This is a genomic window from Dyadobacter sp. CECT 9275 (assembly GCF_907164905.1).
Taxonomy (GTDB): Bacteria; Bacteroidota; Bacteroidia; order Cytophagales; family Spirosomataceae; genus Dyadobacter; species Dyadobacter helix.
Window position 1 is genome coordinate 556145 of record NZ_CAJRAF010000002.1, and the last position, 16620, is coordinate 572764.

At 45.7% G+C, this 16620-nt stretch carries 18 protein-coding genes; 8 read left to right on the plus strand and 10 right to left on the minus strand.

Annotation, left to right across the window (positions count from 1 at the left end):
* Positions 1-117: 117 nt before the first annotated feature.
* Positions 118-711, minus strand: coding sequence for an NADPH-dependent F420 reductase (locus KOE27_RS10485; RefSeq protein WP_215238838.1), 594 nt, complete (start codon positions 709-711; stop codon positions 118-120).
* A 299-nt stretch (positions 712-1010) separates the two neighbouring features.
* Here KOE27_RS10485 and KOE27_RS10490 point away from each other — a divergent pair, with 299 nt between their 5' ends.
* Both KOE27_RS10490 and KOE27_RS10495 read left to right on the plus strand, forming a co-directional pair.
* Positions 1011-1637, plus strand: a complete 627-nt coding sequence (locus tag KOE27_RS10490; protein WP_215238839.1) for a carbonic anhydrase — start codon at positions 1011-1013, stop codon at positions 1635-1637.
* Between the two features lie 70 nt (positions 1638-1707).
* The gene (locus KOE27_RS10495) at positions 1708-2706 is read left to right on the plus strand and encodes a 2-hydroxyacid dehydrogenase (protein ID WP_215238840.1); all 999 of its coding nucleotides are present in this window, start codon (positions 1708-1710) and stop codon (positions 2704-2706) included.
* 81 nt (positions 2707-2787) lie between these two features.
* Here KOE27_RS10495 and KOE27_RS10500 read toward each other — a convergent pair whose 3' ends face one another.
* A complete protein-coding gene (locus tag KOE27_RS10500) occupies positions 2788-3771 on the minus strand; it encodes an acyl-ACP desaturase (protein WP_215238841.1) in 984 nt (327 codons plus the stop codon).
* 143 nt (positions 3772-3914) lie between these two features.
* On the opposite strand from KOE27_RS10500, the gene KOE27_RS10505 reads away from it, so the two are divergent.
* Positions 3915-4658: a lysophospholipid acyltransferase family protein gene (locus KOE27_RS10505; protein ID WP_215238842.1), complete on the plus strand. Its 744-nt coding sequence runs from the start codon at positions 3915-3917 to the stop codon at positions 4656-4658.
* Between the two features lie 200 nt (positions 4659-4858).
* On the plus strand, positions 4859-5269 hold the full coding sequence (locus KOE27_RS10510; RefSeq protein ID WP_215238843.1) for a hypothetical protein: 411 nt from the start codon (positions 4859-4861) through the stop codon (positions 5267-5269).
* 64 nt (positions 5270-5333) lie between these two features.
* On the opposite strand, the gene KOE27_RS10515 is transcribed toward KOE27_RS10510, so the two are convergent.
* From KOE27_RS10515 to KOE27_RS10525, 3 genes are all read right to left on the minus strand, one after another.
* Positions 5334-5774 carry a GNAT family N-acetyltransferase gene (locus KOE27_RS10515; RefSeq protein WP_215238844.1) on the minus strand — a complete coding sequence of 147 codons (441 nt, stop codon included), beginning with the start codon at positions 5772-5774 and terminating at the stop codon, positions 5334-5336.
* Positions 5775-5778: 4 nt separating this feature from the next.
* Positions 5779-6438 (minus strand): oxidoreductase, encoded by a 660-nt coding sequence (locus KOE27_RS10520; protein WP_215238845.1) that lies wholly within the window; start codon positions 6436-6438, stop codon positions 5779-5781.
* A 117-nt stretch (positions 6439-6555) separates the two neighbouring features.
* A complete protein-coding gene (locus KOE27_RS10525) occupies positions 6556-6924 on the minus strand; it encodes a hypothetical protein (RefSeq protein WP_215238846.1) in 369 nt (122 codons plus the stop codon).
* 233 nt (positions 6925-7157) lie between these two features.
* Here KOE27_RS10525 and KOE27_RS10530 point away from each other — a divergent pair, with 233 nt between their 5' ends.
* Entirely contained in the window at positions 7158-8429 is a 1272-nt protein-coding gene (locus KOE27_RS10530; protein ID WP_215241574.1) for an aminotransferase class V-fold PLP-dependent enzyme, read from the plus strand.
* A gap of 177 nt (positions 8430-8606) precedes the next feature.
* Positions 8607-11168, plus strand: coding sequence for a DUF4838 domain-containing protein (locus KOE27_RS10535; protein ID WP_215238847.1), 2562 nt, complete (start codon positions 8607-8609; stop codon positions 11166-11168).
* A gap of 64 nt (positions 11169-11232) precedes the next feature.
* Here KOE27_RS10535 and KOE27_RS10540 read toward each other — a convergent pair whose 3' ends face one another.
* The 3 genes from KOE27_RS10540 to KOE27_RS10550 all read right to left on the minus strand — a co-directional run bounded on the left by KOE27_RS10540 (position 11233) and on the right by KOE27_RS10550 (position 13893).
* The gene (locus KOE27_RS10540) at positions 11233-11814 is read right to left on the minus strand and encodes a DJ-1/PfpI family protein (protein WP_215238848.1); all 582 of its coding nucleotides are present in this window, start codon (positions 11812-11814) and stop codon (positions 11233-11235) included.
* A 124-nt stretch (positions 11815-11938) separates the two neighbouring features.
* Positions 11939-13297, minus strand: a complete 1359-nt coding sequence (locus KOE27_RS10545; RefSeq protein WP_215238849.1) for an acyl-CoA dehydrogenase family protein — start codon at positions 13295-13297, stop codon at positions 11939-11941.
* A gap of 137 nt (positions 13298-13434) precedes the next feature.
* A complete protein-coding gene (locus KOE27_RS10550) occupies positions 13435-13893 on the minus strand; it encodes a four helix bundle protein (RefSeq protein WP_215238850.1) in 459 nt (152 codons plus the stop codon).
* A 167-nt stretch (positions 13894-14060) separates the two neighbouring features.
* Between KOE27_RS10550 and KOE27_RS10555 the strand changes: the two genes are divergently transcribed.
* Together KOE27_RS10555 and KOE27_RS10560 are read left to right on the plus strand one after the other, a co-directional pair.
* Positions 14061-14276, plus strand: coding sequence for a hypothetical protein (locus tag KOE27_RS10555; RefSeq protein WP_215238851.1), 216 nt, complete (start codon positions 14061-14063; stop codon positions 14274-14276).
* Between the two features lie 326 nt (positions 14277-14602).
* Complete coding sequence (locus KOE27_RS10560; protein WP_215238852.1) at positions 14603-15448, plus strand: pirin family protein; 846 nt, start codon at positions 14603-14605, stop codon at positions 15446-15448.
* Positions 15449-15501: 53 nt separating this feature from the next.
* Here KOE27_RS10560 and KOE27_RS10565 read toward each other — a convergent pair whose 3' ends face one another.
* Positions 15502-15915: a Dabb family protein gene (locus tag KOE27_RS10565; protein ID WP_215238853.1), complete on the minus strand. Its 414-nt coding sequence runs from the start codon at positions 15913-15915 to the stop codon at positions 15502-15504.
* Between the two features lie 135 nt (positions 15916-16050).
* A complete protein-coding gene (locus KOE27_RS10570; RefSeq protein ID WP_215238854.1) occupies positions 16051-16608 on the minus strand; it encodes a DUF1697 domain-containing protein in 558 nt (185 codons plus the stop codon).
* Between the last annotated feature and the right edge of the window lie 12 nt (positions 16609-16620).

Consider the following 16620-nt stretch of genomic DNA (forward strand, 5'->3'; position numbering starts at 1 on the left):
TGATGAGGCAAAAGTTTCCCTTACGTCCGAGCCCTTCAATACCAACGCATAGCCCAGGCAGGTTATGCGTTAGTATTGAAATGCTTTGAAAAAGGATACCTGCCGCTTTTGGGCCAATTATAATTTGATCAGGTTCAGAAGAGACAGCGCTCCGCCCGGAAAGGCCTGCAGTTTACCGCCTTCGTCCAGCTTGCCCAGATCAATACCCGCAAATCCGATTTTTTCAATGATCTCTGCTACCAATTTCTTAGCGGCATCGTCATTCCCCGAATAAAAAATAACGCGGTTCCCGCCCGCTTCCCGGGGTTCGCTGTTAAGCAACGGCTGCGCCAGGGTATTAAACGCCTTTACCACTGCTGCGCCGGGAAACCAGCCTGCCACTACTTCGCTCGACATTTTACCCCCCAAATCCGCCACCTTAAATCCTGGAAGAAATGCATTATTTGCATCAATCACGGTTTTACCCGCCCAGGAATCTCTTCCTGCACCGATACCCTCCAGAGCAAGCCAGGGCACACTCAGAAAAACGACATCCGCATCGGCAGCTTCTTCAATGGTAACGGCAGTAACGTTACTGCCCAGGCTTTTCACTATTTCCGCGAGGGATTCGGGCCCGCGGCTGTTACTGATGATTACTTCATAACCCGCCAGGGCAGCATGCTTGGCGAAGGCCTGTCCAATGCCTCCTGCTCCTATAATTCCAATTTTCATACCTGTTTTATATGTTTAGAAATATTAATAATCCTTTCTTTATAACCCTGCTACTGCGAGTTTCAAAAGTATACTATTTCGTATATACTTGATCATGACAGGCAATTAAATATACACAATATATGACTGAACGTATCCGAAAGCCTAATCTCCGGCCTGCTTTCAAAAGCAAAACGTAAACATCCGCATATAATCCTTGCCTGCTGTCTTAAAATATACTATTTTTTGCCCCTGAATTCCGCTCATTACCTTGCCATACCACATGGAATCCATCATTAATTAACCTAATTTATCCAGTTATGAATATCCAAGAAGTTTTTGCAAACAATGAGAAATGGATTAATGAAAAGCTTTCCGTTGCACCCAATTATTTCCAGGACCTGGCAAAGGGCCAGAGTCCTGAGATTTTGTATATCGGCTGTTCGGATAGCCGGGTGACTGCGGAAGATATCATGGGGGTGCAGCCTGGGGAAGCCTTTGTACACCGGAATATTGCCAACCTTGTCAATAGTATTGATTTAAATGTAATGTCGGTGATCAACTATGCCATCCGCCATCTGAAAGTTAATCATGTAGTGGTTTGCGGCCATTATAATTGTGGTGGAGTAAAGGCGGCCATGCAACCCACAGACATGGGGATACTGAACCCGTGGCTGCGCAACATAAGAGACGTTTACCGACTTCACAAAGACGAACTTAACGCCATAGAGGATACCGATCAGCGTTACGACCGGCTTGTTGAACTCAATGTGGAAGAGCAGTGTGTAAATCTGATCAAAACAGCAGCAGTACAGGAAGCGAATAAAACCCGGGGCCTGACAGTGCATGGCTGGGTGTTCGATATCAAAACGGGGAAGCTGATAGATCTTAAAATTGACTTCCCCCGAATTTTGGGCAATATTATGGAAATCTACAATCTGATGTAGTAACAGCATTCCGCAAACAATGTTATAAGTTTTGCATTTACCTGCAAGTTGAATATCCATTGATAACTTTATGAAAACGGCGTTTTTTAGTACCAAATCCTACGACCGCGAATATTTTGATAAAAGCCGCGAGCTGGAAGGACACGATATTACTTATTTTGAAGTACCGCTTAACGTTCATACCGCCAGGCTGGCCGAAGGTTACGACGCCGTTTGTATTTTTGTAAATGACATAGCTGATACAGAAACGATCCATAAGCTCGCATCACTCGGTGTGAAAGCCATTGCCCTGCGCTGTGCCGGTTTCAACAATGTTAATTTGAAAACAGCGTATGAAAATGGCATAAAGGTTGTCAGAGTCCCGGCCTATTCTCCTGAAGCAGTGGCCGAACATGCCGTTGCTCTTATCCTGACGCTAAACCGCAAAACACACCGCGCTTACAACCGGGTGCGGGAAGGCAACTTTTCCATTGAAAACCTGACGGGTTTTAACCTTTATAAAAAAACGATTGGCGTGGTGGGAACGGGATTAATCGGTACTGCTTTTTGCCGGATCATGCTGGGCTTCGGCTGTAAGGTTGTAGCTTTTGACATCAGACAGAATCAGGAATTAATCGAAAAGGGTGTGATTTACGAGCCACTGGAAAAGGTACTTTTTGAAAGTGATATCATCTCGCTGCACTGCCCGCTCAATCCTTCAACGGCCCACATGATCGACAAAAATGCGATCGACAAAATGAAAAACGGTGTGATGGTCATTAATACAAGCCGCGGAGGACTTGTGAATTCCATTGATACTATTGAGGGCCTGAAAAACGGAAAAATTGGGTACCTCGGTATTGATGTCTACGAGCAGGAAAGCGAGCTGTTTTTTAAAGATCTGTCGGAAATGGTAATACAGGACGATGTCATGGCACGGCTCATATCCTTTCCCAACGTACTCGTAACGGGGCATTTAGGATTTTTCACTAAAGAAGCACTGGAAGAAATCACCAGAATAACTTTACAGAACCTTTCTGACCTGGATGCTGGCCGCAGCCTGCAAAACGAAGTACCCTACACCGCCTGAATTCGCTAAAACGGAAGATCCCCTGCCGTCCGGCAAGGGATCTTCCGTCAACAACCCACTGCATAACGCTTACTGCTCCTCCTACCTGATCCAGCTAAATTCATATTTCAGATCGGGTATCTTGGTGCGCTCTGCAATACGGAGCAAACGCGCTGGTAAAGCCATCAGATAATCCCGGGCCTTTTCAGCTTTTTCATTCAGGCCTTTAACGGTTTCAATCTCCCATTCAATCAGCAGGGAGTCCAGTATTTCGATATAGTCATTGGTGGTATATACCCCCAATCGCTGAGCGGCATCCGAAAAATGGGAAAAGGTATCCCCCATCTTCACGCCGGTCTCCCTTAAGAAATGGGCAGGCATTACAATTTTTTTGCGCATCATATCCTCGAGTGCCAGAATCAGTTCCGAAGGGTCTACCGCCAGAATCCTCGTAACAAAAGCCTTGTAAGCCTTTGCATGCCGCATTTCGTCGGAAGCAATCACACCGCAAATTTTGGAAAGGTGCGGATTTCCGAATTTTTTGGCGAGCGTTGCCGTTCGGCGGTGAGACACATTGGTAGCCAATTCCTGAAAAGAGGTATAGATAAAGTTACGGTAAGGATCACGGTCGGTCCCAATATCAAAACCATCTGCAATGAGGTATTGGGTGGACACCTCCATCGCCCGCATGTTCACGCGCCCCGAGAGGTAAAGATATTTATTGAGCAGATCCCCATGACGGTTTTCTTCGGCTGTCCATGCACGTACCCAGCGCATCCAGCCATTTGGTTCTTCCACCTGGTTCACCCCGATCACATCTGCCAGCCACGATTCATACGTAGGAAGAGCTTCCTCCGTGATGGTATCCCCGATCAAAACGGCGATATAATCGTAAGGCAATTCCATGCAGCTTTCCTGCAGTAATTTCACCTCGCTGATAAAATTCTCGCTGGATGCATCCGGTAAAAAATCCGAAGGCTGCCAGTTATCTTCAATTGGTCTAAGGTACTCTGCGATCAGGCCGTCAAGGTCCTTTCCTACGTGTTGCATTACCTCAAGACGTTCGGCCGAAAGTGCGCTATCCATTATTAAATCTGTTTAAATCCAAAATACAGTGACACAAAGTACGGTAAATTAAAGTAAGTTTTGCATGACAATTCTCATTTCCCGGTCTACAATTTTTTATAAACACAACAGTTTTAAACTATTTTTGCAGAAAAAAATAGTTAATGAAAAAAATAATCGACTACCTCCTCAGTATTATTTACCTGATACATTTCGGTTTATCTCTTGTCATTTTTCATGTAATTCAGGTGATCGCCTTCAATTTGTTTGGCAAGAAGGCACATCAGACCGTTGTCCATTATCTTAATTTCAGCCTCAATTTCGGTTTGCATCTTACAGGCGCCCGTATAACATTCAGGAACCTGGGCCAATTGCCAGAAAACCGGCCCATCATTTTTATTGCCAACCACCAGAGTATGTTCGATATCTCGGGAATGACCTGGTATCTACGGAAACATTATCCGCGTTTTGTCTCAAAAATTGAACTCGCAAAGGGAATTCCCAGCATCTCTTACAATTTGCGGAACGGTGGCGCTGCCATAATAGACCGCAAAGATGGCAAAAAGGCACTGGTGGAAATTGCCAGGCTTGGCAAACTCATCCACGACGAAAAAGCTTCCGCAATTATTTTCCCTGAAGGTACGCGTACTGCCAGTGGCAAAATGAGGGATTTCCAGCCAGGCGGAGTGGCCACACTGCTCAAACGTGCCCCGGACGCGCTGGTGGTGCCCATCGCTATCAAGGGAACCGGCAAACTTAACCCCAAAGGAATGTTCCCGCTGGTATCTTTTACCCCCCTTTCCTGGACGGTTCTGTCAGGTATTGAGCCCGAAGGTAAAAAGCTGGAAGATATCCTGGCTTCGGCCCAGCAGTCCATCCAGCAGGTACTGGACAGTGAGGCCGTTTAAACAGCCAGTCAGACGTATTTTCAGCCGGGCTGAATCATGGAGACATAAAAAAATCAACAACAAACTGGTATTCAATTAGATAATAACGAATCCATTCCAACCCGGAAATTTCTTTTCTCCGTTTAACAATCGTTAACAATCCTCATTTAAACTTGGATGGGCTGGTCGTCTCTAACCGACGAACTTTAAAAATACAGCTCATGAAAAAGATACTTTTTGCCGCCGCAGTTTTGTTTTTGGGATACACCAGTGCCAACGCACAATACCATTCCGACCGCAACCGGGACAGGGATTCTTACCAACCCGATTATGACGAATACGACCGCAGCCGCGACAGAGCGCGCGATATCAATTACATGCAGCGTGAGGCCAAAGAACAAATTGCACGAGGAATGCACAGTGGAAAGCTATCGCCCCGTGAAGCCAGTGTACTGATGCGGGAATATGATAAAATAGCAGATATGGAACACCGTTTCAGCCGTCGCGGTCATTTGTCGAACAAGGAAAGACGAATCCTAACATCCGACCTTGAAAGGCTGATGGCCAAAACCTACCAGATGAGTAGCAGACGCGGGGATAACTGGGCACGCGACTACCGTCGCAGATACTAATGACAGTTGAAGGTTTAGGGTAATTTTGGAAAGCACGCTGCCGCCTGGCGGGGTGCTTTTTAAATTAAAAGTACCTTACAAGTTTGACGTGGGATTTTTCGAAACCTTCGCGCTGGTAAAAACGGTGTGCGCTTTCCCGGTAATTGCGGGAGGTCACTTCTAGCTGAATGGCGCCTTTGCTTTTGGCAAAATCAACAAGATACCCCATCAACATTTTCCCTATTGCCTTGGAGCGGAACGCCTCTTCAACATACATCTCCTGAATTTCTCCCACTAATGCAGCATGGTGCAGCAGAGCCTGGATATGGCAGCTTCCCATACCTACGGGTTGTTGCCCATATTCCGCAATGTAGTATCTGATGGCATCATTTCTGATGTTTCTGAGGAAAACAAAATCAAAATTCATGCGATCCATCACCTTGTTTTCAAGGCCGCAAATCATGGTATACAGTATATCTGCATCCTTGTCCGTGGCTGGACGGATGGATAAATCAAGCTCTCTCATTCATTTAATATTGCTGTAACTCTCCCGAATCATGGATAAAAATACCCTTTTCAGTATTTCTGGCCAAAGATAACATTGCATTGGCCACTTTAGAAGAATCTATGGCCCGGTATTTTTTCAATGCGCCCAGCATCAGAGGTTTAAAAATTTTGGAAACCACCTCCCCTATCTTTTCCCCCATACGCGTTTCGGTTCTATCTCCCAACAGCAGGGAGGGTCGAAAGATGTGAAGCGTGGAATACCCCAACACCGAAAGCTGTTTTTCCGTCTCCCCCTTCACCTTATTGTAAAAAATAGACGAATTCGGATCAGCTCCCATGGCCGTTACAATCAGAAACTTTTCAGCACCGTTTTTAAGGCCCAGCTTTGCTATTTCTACAGGATACTCCATATCCACCTTTCTGAAGGCCTCCTGTGAACCGGCCTTTTTAATGGTTGTGCCTAAGCAGCAAAAAATATCATCGGCGATGACCTTGGATGCATCCGGTTTGTCAAAATCAAAAATCACCTCCGCCAGTTTAGTATTTCTTATCTGGGTCGGCTTTCTGACAAGTACAATTACTTTGGAATAATAGGGAGAATGCAGCAGCTTGGTTAATAACTGGCCACCAATGAGCCCGGTGGCTCCCACAAGCAATGCGGTTTTTGTTTTACGATCGGTCATATGCTAGCCGGATTTCGTTTGGTATACCTTTCTTGAATAGAATGTTATTGCAAGTAACATAAAATTCATTCCTGTGCTAACATATTTATCCAAAACCGGCCGTTATTCATCACCAACCTACTCGTTGGACCAGACTACCGTTCTTTTGCCATTTTCTCCTCTTACATTTTGCTGTAATTCCATTATTTCCGCTGGTGTGTACTTGCTGATGTCCACACGCGTTCCATCACAGTGGTAAACCTGGCAGGCAATGCAGGACATGTAAATAACAGCGAAATCAAAAACCTGCTCCCCCCGCAGATTGACAAGCGTAACTTTCAGAAAGCCCTTTTCTTTCGATGCTGCCGATTGTTCAATCATATCCTTTAACCAGGGAAGATTTTGTGCAGGATCCTTTACACCACAAGCTTCAACACCAGCGCCAGGCGATTTGTCTTTACAGGATACAATCGTAAACAAGATGAGAAACAGTACAAGATTTTTCATACAACGATTATTGGGTGATCAGTAACATGACAGATACTGATTGTAAAAGGTTGTAACCTACACCTCAATTATTAGTAACAAAATGACCGTGTACTCCCCAACAGGAAACGATGACGCAGTTTTTTGTCCAGTAAGCAGGTTACAAATTAATAAAAAGAGTTCCTAACTTTATCTTCCTGGTCACCGAACCGACAGAACGGTAATATTTTATAGTTACTCCTTTAAATCTCAGCCTGATGAAACGACGAAAATTACTAAAGAGCCTTTCCGTGTTACCTCTCGCCGGTACAATTGGTACCTTGCATGCGGCTCCACCGAAAAAGCGGGACGTTATCAAGGAACTTGGCATCCGCACTTTCATCAACGCGGCCGGAACGCTTACCTATATGTCGGGATGTATCATGGATGAGGAGGTAGTTGCAACCATTGAGCATACTTCCGGCCATTTCTGTATGATTGACGAAGTACAGGATAAAGTTGGGGAGAAGATTGCACAATTGGTTCATTCAGAAGCGGCCATGGTAACCTGCGGAGCGTTTTCGGCCATGACGCTAGGCCTCGCAGGCGTTCTTACGGGTAACGATGTACGCAAAGTGGAACAACTGCCGCACCCCGCAGAAAACGGAATGAAGAGTGAGGTAATCTGTCAGAAATCTCACAACGAAAGGTATAATCACGCTTTTCTGAACACAGGCTGTCGGGTAATAGAAGTGGAGACTGTGGAAGACCTTGAAAATGCAATCAGCGAAAAAACGGCCTTGCTCCATTTTCTGAACATTACCGCGAACCAAGGAAAAATAAAACATGAGGAATGGATTGCCCTTGGCAAAAAACACAATATCCCCACCTCCATTGACATTGCTGCCGACGTACCACCGGTTTCCAATCTGTGGAAATTTAATAATATGGGTTTTGACATGGTATTCATTTCTGGCGGAAAGGCGATTCGCGGCCCGCAGAGTGCCGGGATATTGATGGGTAAAAAGAATATCATCACTGCTGCGCGCCTCAATGCCCCTCCACGCGGATTTACCGTGGCGCGCGGGCACAAGGTCAACAAGGAAGAAATTCTGGGAATGTATGTGGCGCTTGAAAAATTTGTTTCGGCCGATCACGACAAGGAATGGAAAATGTGGGAAAGGAAAATCGCCGTCATAGAAAATGCGGTTAAAAGCATTCCCGGTATCTCTACTAAAATAACCATCCCGGAGCTGGGAAATATAACGCCCACGCTCACCGTAGCGTGGGACGATAAACTGATCAGATTAACAGGCCGGCAGTTGCGCGATAAACTGCGTTTTGGAAACCCGTCCATCGAAGCGGGCTTTTCGGGTTTACCACTATACCATTATCAGGCAGGTTCTGATTCCGTTGATCCCGCCGTGGCAGAAACACTGAAAGGTGGGAACCTGATAAGGCTTACAGCATGGATGTTACAGCCAGGCGAAGAAAAAATAGTAGCAGACAGATTAAAGGAAGAACTCACAGCGGCATCCGGCAGCTGACCAGCCATATTTTTATTCCAAAGCCATCCTATCTGCTGATATCCGGCAGGCAGGATGGCTTTTTTGATGATGAATTCGTCCTAGAAAATCACTTTTAAATACCGGATGGCCTTAATACCGGTTAAATCAGTAATTAATTTGAATTCAACCTTACAGCCTTTCCCCCCATATCATGTTATGATCAGGAAATCAATCGTTTTACTATTACTCACCTGCCTTTGGGCATCTGGTTTTAGCCAGGCACAAAATCTTCCCAGACAAACAGTCACCAATTATCAATGGATAAAAGACTGGCTGTTATGCGGACCCTTTCCCCTTGAAAAAACAACAGATCCCGCTAAGCTCTGGGACCATTTTAAAGGCTACGAAACCGATTACCTGAAAAAATACGGAGGTGAAAGTAATCTCAGCGTTAAAGCAGGAAATCCTGTAGCCGTTGGCAAAAAATCAGTAAAGTGGATCGCGTACAGTACCACCGATTCCGTCGTCAATCTCCGCAGCGCCATTTCAAAAGATGCACCGGTCATGGCCTATGCCTATACAGAGGTTAATTCGGATCAGGATCAGATGTACTTCCTAGCATTTGGGAGTAACGACGGCGGAAGCGTATGGCTGAACGGTTCCAAAGTATGGGATTTCTCCTTTGAAAGAGGTTTAAAAGTTGACAGCGACTTGGTACCTGTCATACTAAAAAAAGGAACCAACAAAATCCTCTGCAAAATAGAACAGCGCGGTAACCTTTGGGAATTTTGTCTCCGGTTTTTGCCTTTTTCCAATCAGCAGCTTGCCAAAAATGATTTTTTAAAAATTGAAGCAAGGGAAAACAGCCAGGTTGAAATAACTTCCCAATACTCGGCTCAGGTTTTAAATGCACTGGCCAGCAAGGCGGATCTTACCATCTGGAATAGCCTGGGTCAAACGGTATTAAAGGAAGCACTGCCATCGGGTTACAAAGGCAAAATCAATTTAAATCCCAATCATTACCAGCTGTATAAAGCCCAGATAGACGTACAACTGAAAAATGGCGGTACCCTGCATCTTCAGCAGAAATTTTATGCCGGAAAAAGGGAAGAATATGTTCTTTTTCAAGACCGCAAAACAGCGTACCGGATTGCTCTGGATGCCAGTGCATCGGAATCTGAAAAGTGGGCCGCAGAGGAACTGCAGAAATGGCTGAAAGAAATAAGCGGCGCCGACTTCCCTATACAGAATCTGGACCAGCCTCACAATGGTCCTCAGATCGTGCTGGGATACACCCCGCTTATCAAAGAAAGATTAAATGTGGAGGCTCCGGCAAAAAGTTTTGAGGGGTATCAGTATATCAACTCAGGGAGAGATATTCTGATTTTTGGCGGCAGCCAACGCGGAACGATGTATGGCGTGCTGGCTTTCCTGGAAAATGAGCTTGGCTGCCGGTGGTATACTCCTACCGTTAACAATATTCCAAAACGTAATGAACTGCGGTTTGCACGATTCGAGCATTCGGAACAGCCGGGTGTCCGCGTCCGGAATGACTTCTACTTTGAAGCGTTTGACCCCATCTGGGCCACCAGAAACAAAATGAACGGGTCTATGTCGGCACCCAAACAGCCCGGTGGGATCGAAAGCTACTGGGCCGTACATACCTTTTATCCGCTGATGCCTCCGGAAGAATTCTTTGGAAAACACCCGGAATACTATAGCCTCATCAACGGAAAGAGAGAACACGTGCGGGCACAACTATGCCTTACCAACCCCGACGTTCTTTCCATCATTACTGAAAGGATAAAAAAACGAATGCGTGAAAGTCCGGAATACCTGATTTATGATGTATCTCAGAACGACTGGCGGAATCCCTGCGAATGTGATCATTGCCAGGAAATTGTAAAACGCGAAGGCAGTGAGTCCGGGGTCATCGTATGGTTTGTGAACCAGGTGGCAGACGCCGTGGCCAAAGAGTTCCCGGACAAGTTCATCGGTACCCTTGCATATCAATATACCCGTAAACCCCCGCTTCACATCCGTCCTAAAGATAATGTGGTGGTACGTTTCTGCAGTATAGAATGTTGTTTTTCTCACGACTTTAATTCCTGTCCGGAAAACCAGGCTTTTTTGAAAGAGCTCAATGACTGGGCTTTCCGTGCGCCGCATCTTTACATCTGGGACTATGTGGTTAATTTTGGTCACTATCTGATGCCATTTCCCAATTTTGGCGTGCTTCAGTCCAATATTAAAACCTTTCAGAAGAACAACGCCATCGGTATCATGGAGCAGGCTGCCTACCAGAGCCGTGGCGGCGAATTTGCCGAACTCAGGGCATATCTGATTGCCAAGTTACTCTGGAATCCCGACTGTAACGTTGAAAACACCATCAACGACTTCATGTATGGCTACTACGGCCGAAGCGGGAAATTTGTGCGGCAGTATTTTGACTTTCTGCATAGCCAGATCACCCCGCAAACGCACATGTACCTGAATCTGAACCCCTCCGATGAAATCTTTTCGGAACAGCTCATCAGCCAATCTTATGATATTTTTGAAGAAGCCAAAAAGGTGGCGGATAACGAGGAAATTTTAAGACGCGTTGAGATGGCCTCACTTCCGATACTCTACCTTAAATGCAGACGAATGCCCGTACTGGCGAAGTATGACGGCACTTATGCTTTGTTCTGCAAAATTACAGAAAGAGAAAACGTAACCTACTTTGCAGAGAGCGGCGGACGGGAAGCATTTCACGATCTTGTGAAAAATGCCCGATAAAACGAAAAACAGCGCCTGAGACTCTTTGAAAATCTCAGGCGCTGATTGCTATGCTTTTCGCTAGCTATACCCCGGAAATCTGAATCCCCAGCAGTTTATAGAATTCTTTCAGAATGGCAGGATGCCCGGGCCACGCAGGAGAAGTGACCAGGTTTCCGTCCACAATAGCCTGGTCGACAGGTATGTTTTTCCAGGTTCCGCCAGCCAGTTCGATATCGGGGCCAATGGCCACATAGGCCGTAAGTGTCCGCCCTCGCAATACTTTAGCAGCAGTGAGTATCTGGATACCATGGCAAATGGCGGCAACCGGCTTATTGGCTTCAAAAAAGTATTTTGTGATTTCAAGTATCCGTTTGTTCAGGCGGGTATACTCTGGTGCCCGGCCTCCGGCAATGTAAAGCCCGTCATAATCCGCAGGATCAACACCTTCAAAATCAGCAGTAATTGCAAAGCGGTGACCCGGCGTTTCTTTATAAGTCTGGTCGCCGACAAAATCGTGAACAGCCGTAGGTACCGTGTCTCCTTTTTTTCGGTCCGGGGCAAGGGTATCCACCTCAAGACCCACCGATAACATCGCCTGATAAGGTACCATGGCTTCATAATCTTCCACGTAGTCGCCCGCGAGCAACAAAATTTTCTTTGACATGATGGTTAAAGTTTATGTGAATGAAAATATTTAAGTCACTTACAATACATTGAAGGGGGCTGGTCGGGTTCCGTTCAATTGGCTCCGTTTGCAGATTTAACCCAAACTTTATATTGATCTCGTTCTAAACAAAAGCACTCTCTCCGGTGATTGCCCTGCCCACAATCAGGGAATTGATTTCCTTGGTTCCTTCATACGAATAAATTGCTTCTGCATCAGCCACAAAACGGGCGATATCATACTCCAGCAAAATTCCGTTTCCTCCAAAAAGTTCTCTCGCATGATCCACGATCGCCCGCATACGCAGGGTACAGAACACCTTGGCCAGTGAAGCGTGTTCGTCAGTAAGTATCCCGCCATCCTGCAGTTCTGAAAGGCGGTAAACCATCGTCTGCATCGCAGTGAGGTCTCCCAGCATGGTCACCAGCAAATCCTGAACCAGCTGAAAACTGGCAATTGTACGCCCAAACTGCCGCCTTTCCATGGTATACTTCAGCGCGCTTTCGTATGCTCCGCGTCCGCATCCTACTGCTTGCCAGGCAACACCTGCACGCGTCATCCGCAGGACGTTAGCGGTATCCTTAAAAGAATTGGCATTCTGAAGCCGGTCAGCCTCCGGTACAACACAGTCGGTAAGAGTAATCAATGCATTCTGGACAGTCCTCAGCGCCATTTTATCCTCCATCTTTTCTGCCTTGAACCCCGGATTTTCTTTTCTTACAATAAACCCCTTCACCTGGTTATCCTCCACATTCCGTGCCCAGATGATGGTGATATCCGAAAAAGTTGCGTTACCTATCCATTTTTTCTGCCCGTTGATCACCCACTCTTCCCCTACTTTCCGGCACGTCGTGGTGAGCCCTCCTGCCGCAGCTGATCCCACTTCGGGTTCCGTCAGCCCGAAAGCTCCGATGATATCCATCCGCTGCATCACTGGTAACCAATGTTGTTTCTGCTCTTCCGAGCCGCACAGATAGATAGAACCCATGGCCAGGCCACTGTGCACGCCAAAAAAAGTAGAGATGGACGAATCCACCCGCGCCATTTCCATGGCAATAAAACCTTCCAGCAGTGCCGACCGCCCTGCACATCCGTATCCTTTATACGTAAGTCCGCAAATATCCAGCTCCGCCATTTTAGGGATAATATGCATTGGGAACTGCGCTTTATTCCAGTAGGTATTGGCTATCGGCCTGATCTCCTTTTCCATAAAATCCCGCACCCGCATCCTGACTACCTGATCTTCATCAGTCAGCGTTTTAGCCAGTTCATAAAAATCACCATTTACCGGCGGCTTTTCCTTTTTAGGGCCAGAAGATGCCATGAGCAGTTTGAGGGTCTTGTTAAGATCATCCTCGCTCATCTTTGAAACCACGTCCATCAGCTTGCCCAGATCCACCTTCTGTGATAACTTATTGAGGGCAGCTATATCAATACTTTGTAAAAGATTTTTGATCCGTGAAAATGATTGCAGTAAACTCATAGGTGTTATTCCGTTCGTGATCCTGATAAAAGAACGAATAATACCAAATCTATTGCCTTTGGAAAGGAAGTTCGGACAAAAAGAAATTATGTAGCTCAGCAATGTCTGACCGTTTTTCTGAGACAGTATGCCGGAGTTTATCCGAATAACTGCCCCCAGCCGTCGGACAGATCATTGGATTTGTCAAATGTTTTCACCCAGTCCACAAACAACTCTCTGAATTCGTCAATAGCTTGCCTCAGAAGATCAAGATAACGCCGGTCAGAAATAGAAAACATCTCACAGGTATAGGTATGGGTAATGAGTGCCCGCGCCGACAGTTTAATCATTACGGCATTTTCCATCCGCAGGGTGTACATATTTCCACCCTCAGCACCGGCAATTTTAGCAGGAATCATAGCCGCATCAGTCAGCATCTGTTCACGCAAAAATTGCAGGTCGTGATCCTCCGGAAGGGTATCTATCAGAGAATGAACGATTCTGAATATCTCCCGCCCCTTTTGCATCACCGGAAGCTGATATATCCTTTTATGATCTTTTCTCAGGTCAGCCTCATCGTCATCGAGCCAGTCCTGATCCTCATCTTCAAAATTCATAGGTGAAATACTTATGGCGATTGAACAAATTTAAGGAAAAATTTAAAGTTAACTCAATATTACCAAATCCCGGTCCCCTGGTGATCGCCGTTGTGGAATTATGGATACAGTCCATATTTTTTCCTCCCGGGTACAACAATTGCCTGACATTCGTAAAAACGCATGTCATGAGCAAACAAAAAAACAGTGGGAATGTTGAAGGAGGAAGTCCTTCACGTGCCCCTCAAAACAGAGAGACAAAGCAGATTAACGATACTGCCAAGCCTTCCAAAACATTAAAAAAAGAAGCGATCTCCAAATCTGAAAAAGGGAATATGACCGGTAAAAAAGGTTACAACGAGACGCCCGGCACCGTTCCGGTGAAATCCGCCAAATCCAGATAGGTATCAGACCGGACATCTCTTATTGCAATCAAATAGGGCATATACCACTGATTAACAACAAACAACATACATCTGGTATCTCTCTTATGGATTGGAAATTCAGTTCCTTTCAAATCTCAGGGGAAGTGAAATGTTTAGTTATCAGGAGAGGCAAATGAGATTTTATTCCTCATCCGATGCCGCTTTCTATTATATAATGGCTACACCTGAAACTATAAAAAAGTATAGTGCTATATTATAATACACTACTAACTAAAATATAGTTATATGTGTTATCTTTGTGCCGTCATTCAGGGGAATGATGATGATCCGCAAAATAATGAACCATGAAGGCCATAGATAAAATAGTGTTCGCACCGGAGCACGCAATGGGAAGTATGATGGTGAAACAACCCTTACCATCCCGTCAAGTAGACTACCTGGATCCGTTTGTACTCCTGCATCATGGGAAAAATGAAATTCCCGAAGATTTTGAGTACAGGCACGAAGGGGTTGGTCCCCATCCACACCGCGGGTTTGCTCCGGTAACTTTTGTTTTTGAGGGAGCCGTACATCATCAGGACAGCCGTGGGAACAGTGGCACAGTTTCACGTGGCGGTGTACAGTGGATGAACGCAGGCATGGGTATCATCCACAGTGAAAGACCCGCAAAGGGTGGTTTGCAGGAAATTATCCAGATGTGGGTAAATTCTCCTGCCAAAAACAAAAAGGACCAGCCTACCTATTACCCTGTAACTGAAAATGATATGGGCAGATATGTGAGCAAGGATGGGTTGGCGGAGGTAAATGTGGTCAGCGGCGAATTGTTTGGACAAAAAGGACCGGTACCCACTTTAAGCCCGATCAATTCGGCTATGATCACAGGCAAAAAAGGTGGTAAACTGAAATTTGAAATGCAGGTCGGCCATAATGCCTTCCTGTACCTGCTTGACGGCAAGGTGAGAATTGACGATCAGGTGATTACCCGTTACAACATGATTGTCTTCTCAAGGGAGCAGATGACTGTGGAAGTCGAAATACTGGAAGATACAAAAGCCTTATTCATGAGCGGAGAGCCTATCGGGGAGCCTATCATTACGCAGGGACCTTTTGTTGTAAACAAAGAGGTGGAGATCATGGAAGCCTACCGTGACTTCAGAATGGGAAAAATGGGTGTGCTGATAGAGGAATAGTTGCCAGGGGTAAGCGTCGGGCCGGTCAGAGGCCGGACACTTACCCTTCGTCATCAGGATACCTTTTTAGGACCAATGGAATCGTATACAACTACTTTCTCCCACAAATGTGAATATTCCTTGATGAAATCGAGGTGTATCGGATGCGTCTGATAGATCTCTTCTTCAATAATATTCTTGAAAAAACAAAGCCAGGAAATCGAATAATCTTTCACAATCACCGACCGGCTCGTTGCCGCTGGCTTTCCAATATGGACGTACTGAATAGTGGGTACTTTCGCCAGTTTGTGCAAGCCTTCCATCAACGCAGCTTCGTCCTTTGCATCGTTTGGATTCTTAAGATAAAAATAAACATGGTGCACGAACAACTCCTTTGTCTTCTCGGGTTCTGCCTCCAAAGGTGATACCGAAACCAGTGTAGCAAGCCCGGCCTTTTCTAAAAATTTGCGTCTGGATGTAGGTTTCATATAAGAGAGAATTTCTACTGAGTGTATTATAAGTGTAAATATTACAATTATAATGCGAATTTCCATACTAAAATACCCAGGCAAACCATTTGAGTGAGCTCAGGACAGCATCGGATTGTTATGAACCACCTTTATTCAGCTCGCTGCCATTTCGATCAGCTTATTCACAGTATTCCAATTTCTGGTGGTGGCAATCTGCTTCAGTTTACTTTCAAAAAAATTATTGGTCAGTTTGGTCTTGCCATACCCGCCAGGACAGTACAGGTATATACATTGCTTTTGAATTACAAACGTATCGGGTAAATATTTGTCCGTCTCAATTTTTGAGATCATCTCAGCATCAGGTTCATGGGACAGAAAGGTAATATGAAGTTTGGAAAGATCGGTACGTTCATCTTCCAGAAAAGGATTGCCGTTTCTCAGATGTACCAAACTATCGGCACGCAGCACCAGAACCGGTACATCCGCCTTGAAATCTCTTGAAATCTGTTCCTGAATCCTTTGCTGAAGTGTCTCCTCTTTCTCGGCCGCTGCTTCAAAAATAACATTACCGCTCTGCACATAGGTCCTCACGTGCGCAAAACTCAGCTCTTCGAAGGCTCCGGCCAGAGCGGGCATCTTGATCATGTTTTTGCCACTTACGTTGATCCCTCTCAGCAAGGCGATGTAGGTTGTTGCTGTGTTGTTCTTCACAGGTTCGGAGCT

Coding starts and splice junctions, on each gene's coding strand:
- KOE27_RS10485 (WP_215238838.1), bottom strand. CDS start 711: ATGAAAATTGGAATTATAGGAGCAGGAGGCATTGGACAGGCCTTCGCC.
- KOE27_RS10490 (WP_215238839.1), top strand. CDS start 1,011: ATGAATATCCAAGAAGTTTTTGCAAACAATGAGAAATGGATTAATGAA.
- KOE27_RS10495 (WP_215238840.1), top strand. CDS start 1,708: ATGAAAACGGCGTTTTTTAGTACCAAATCCTACGACCGCGAATATTTT.
- KOE27_RS10500 (WP_215238841.1), bottom strand. CDS start 3,771: ATGGATAGCGCACTTTCGGCCGAACGTCTTGAGGTAATGCAACACGTA.
- KOE27_RS10505 (WP_215238842.1), top strand. CDS start 3,915: ATGAAAAAAATAATCGACTACCTCCTCAGTATTATTTACCTGATACAT.
- KOE27_RS10510 (WP_215238843.1), top strand. CDS start 4,859: ATGAAAAAGATACTTTTTGCCGCCGCAGTTTTGTTTTTGGGATACACC.
- KOE27_RS10515 (WP_215238844.1), bottom strand. CDS start 5,774: ATGAGAGAGCTTGATTTATCCATCCGTCCAGCCACGGACAAGGATGCA.
- KOE27_RS10520 (WP_215238845.1), bottom strand. CDS start 6,438: ATGACCGATCGTAAAACAAAAACCGCATTGCTTGTGGGAGCCACCGGG.
- KOE27_RS10525 (WP_215238846.1), bottom strand. CDS start 6,924: ATGAAAAATCTTGTACTGTTTCTCATCTTGTTTACGATTGTATCCTGT.
- KOE27_RS10535 (WP_215238847.1), top strand. CDS start 8,607: ATGATCAGGAAATCAATCGTTTTACTATTACTCACCTGCCTTTGGGCA.
- KOE27_RS10540 (WP_215238848.1), bottom strand. CDS start 11,814: ATGTCAAAGAAAATTTTGTTGCTCGCGGGCGACTACGTGGAAGATTAT.
- KOE27_RS10545 (WP_215238849.1), bottom strand. CDS start 13,297: ATGAGTTTACTGCAATCATTTTCACGGATCAAAAATCTTTTACAAAGT.
- KOE27_RS10550 (WP_215238850.1), bottom strand. CDS start 13,893: ATGAATTTTGAAGATGAGGATCAGGACTGGCTCGATGACGATGAGGCT.
- KOE27_RS10555 (WP_215238851.1), top strand. CDS start 14,061: ATGAGCAAACAAAAAAACAGTGGGAATGTTGAAGGAGGAAGTCCTTCA.
- KOE27_RS10560 (WP_215238852.1), top strand. CDS start 14,603: ATGAAGGCCATAGATAAAATAGTGTTCGCACCGGAGCACGCAATGGGA.
- KOE27_RS10565 (WP_215238853.1), bottom strand. CDS start 15,915: ATGAAACCTACATCCAGACGCAAATTTTTAGAAAAGGCCGGGCTTGCT.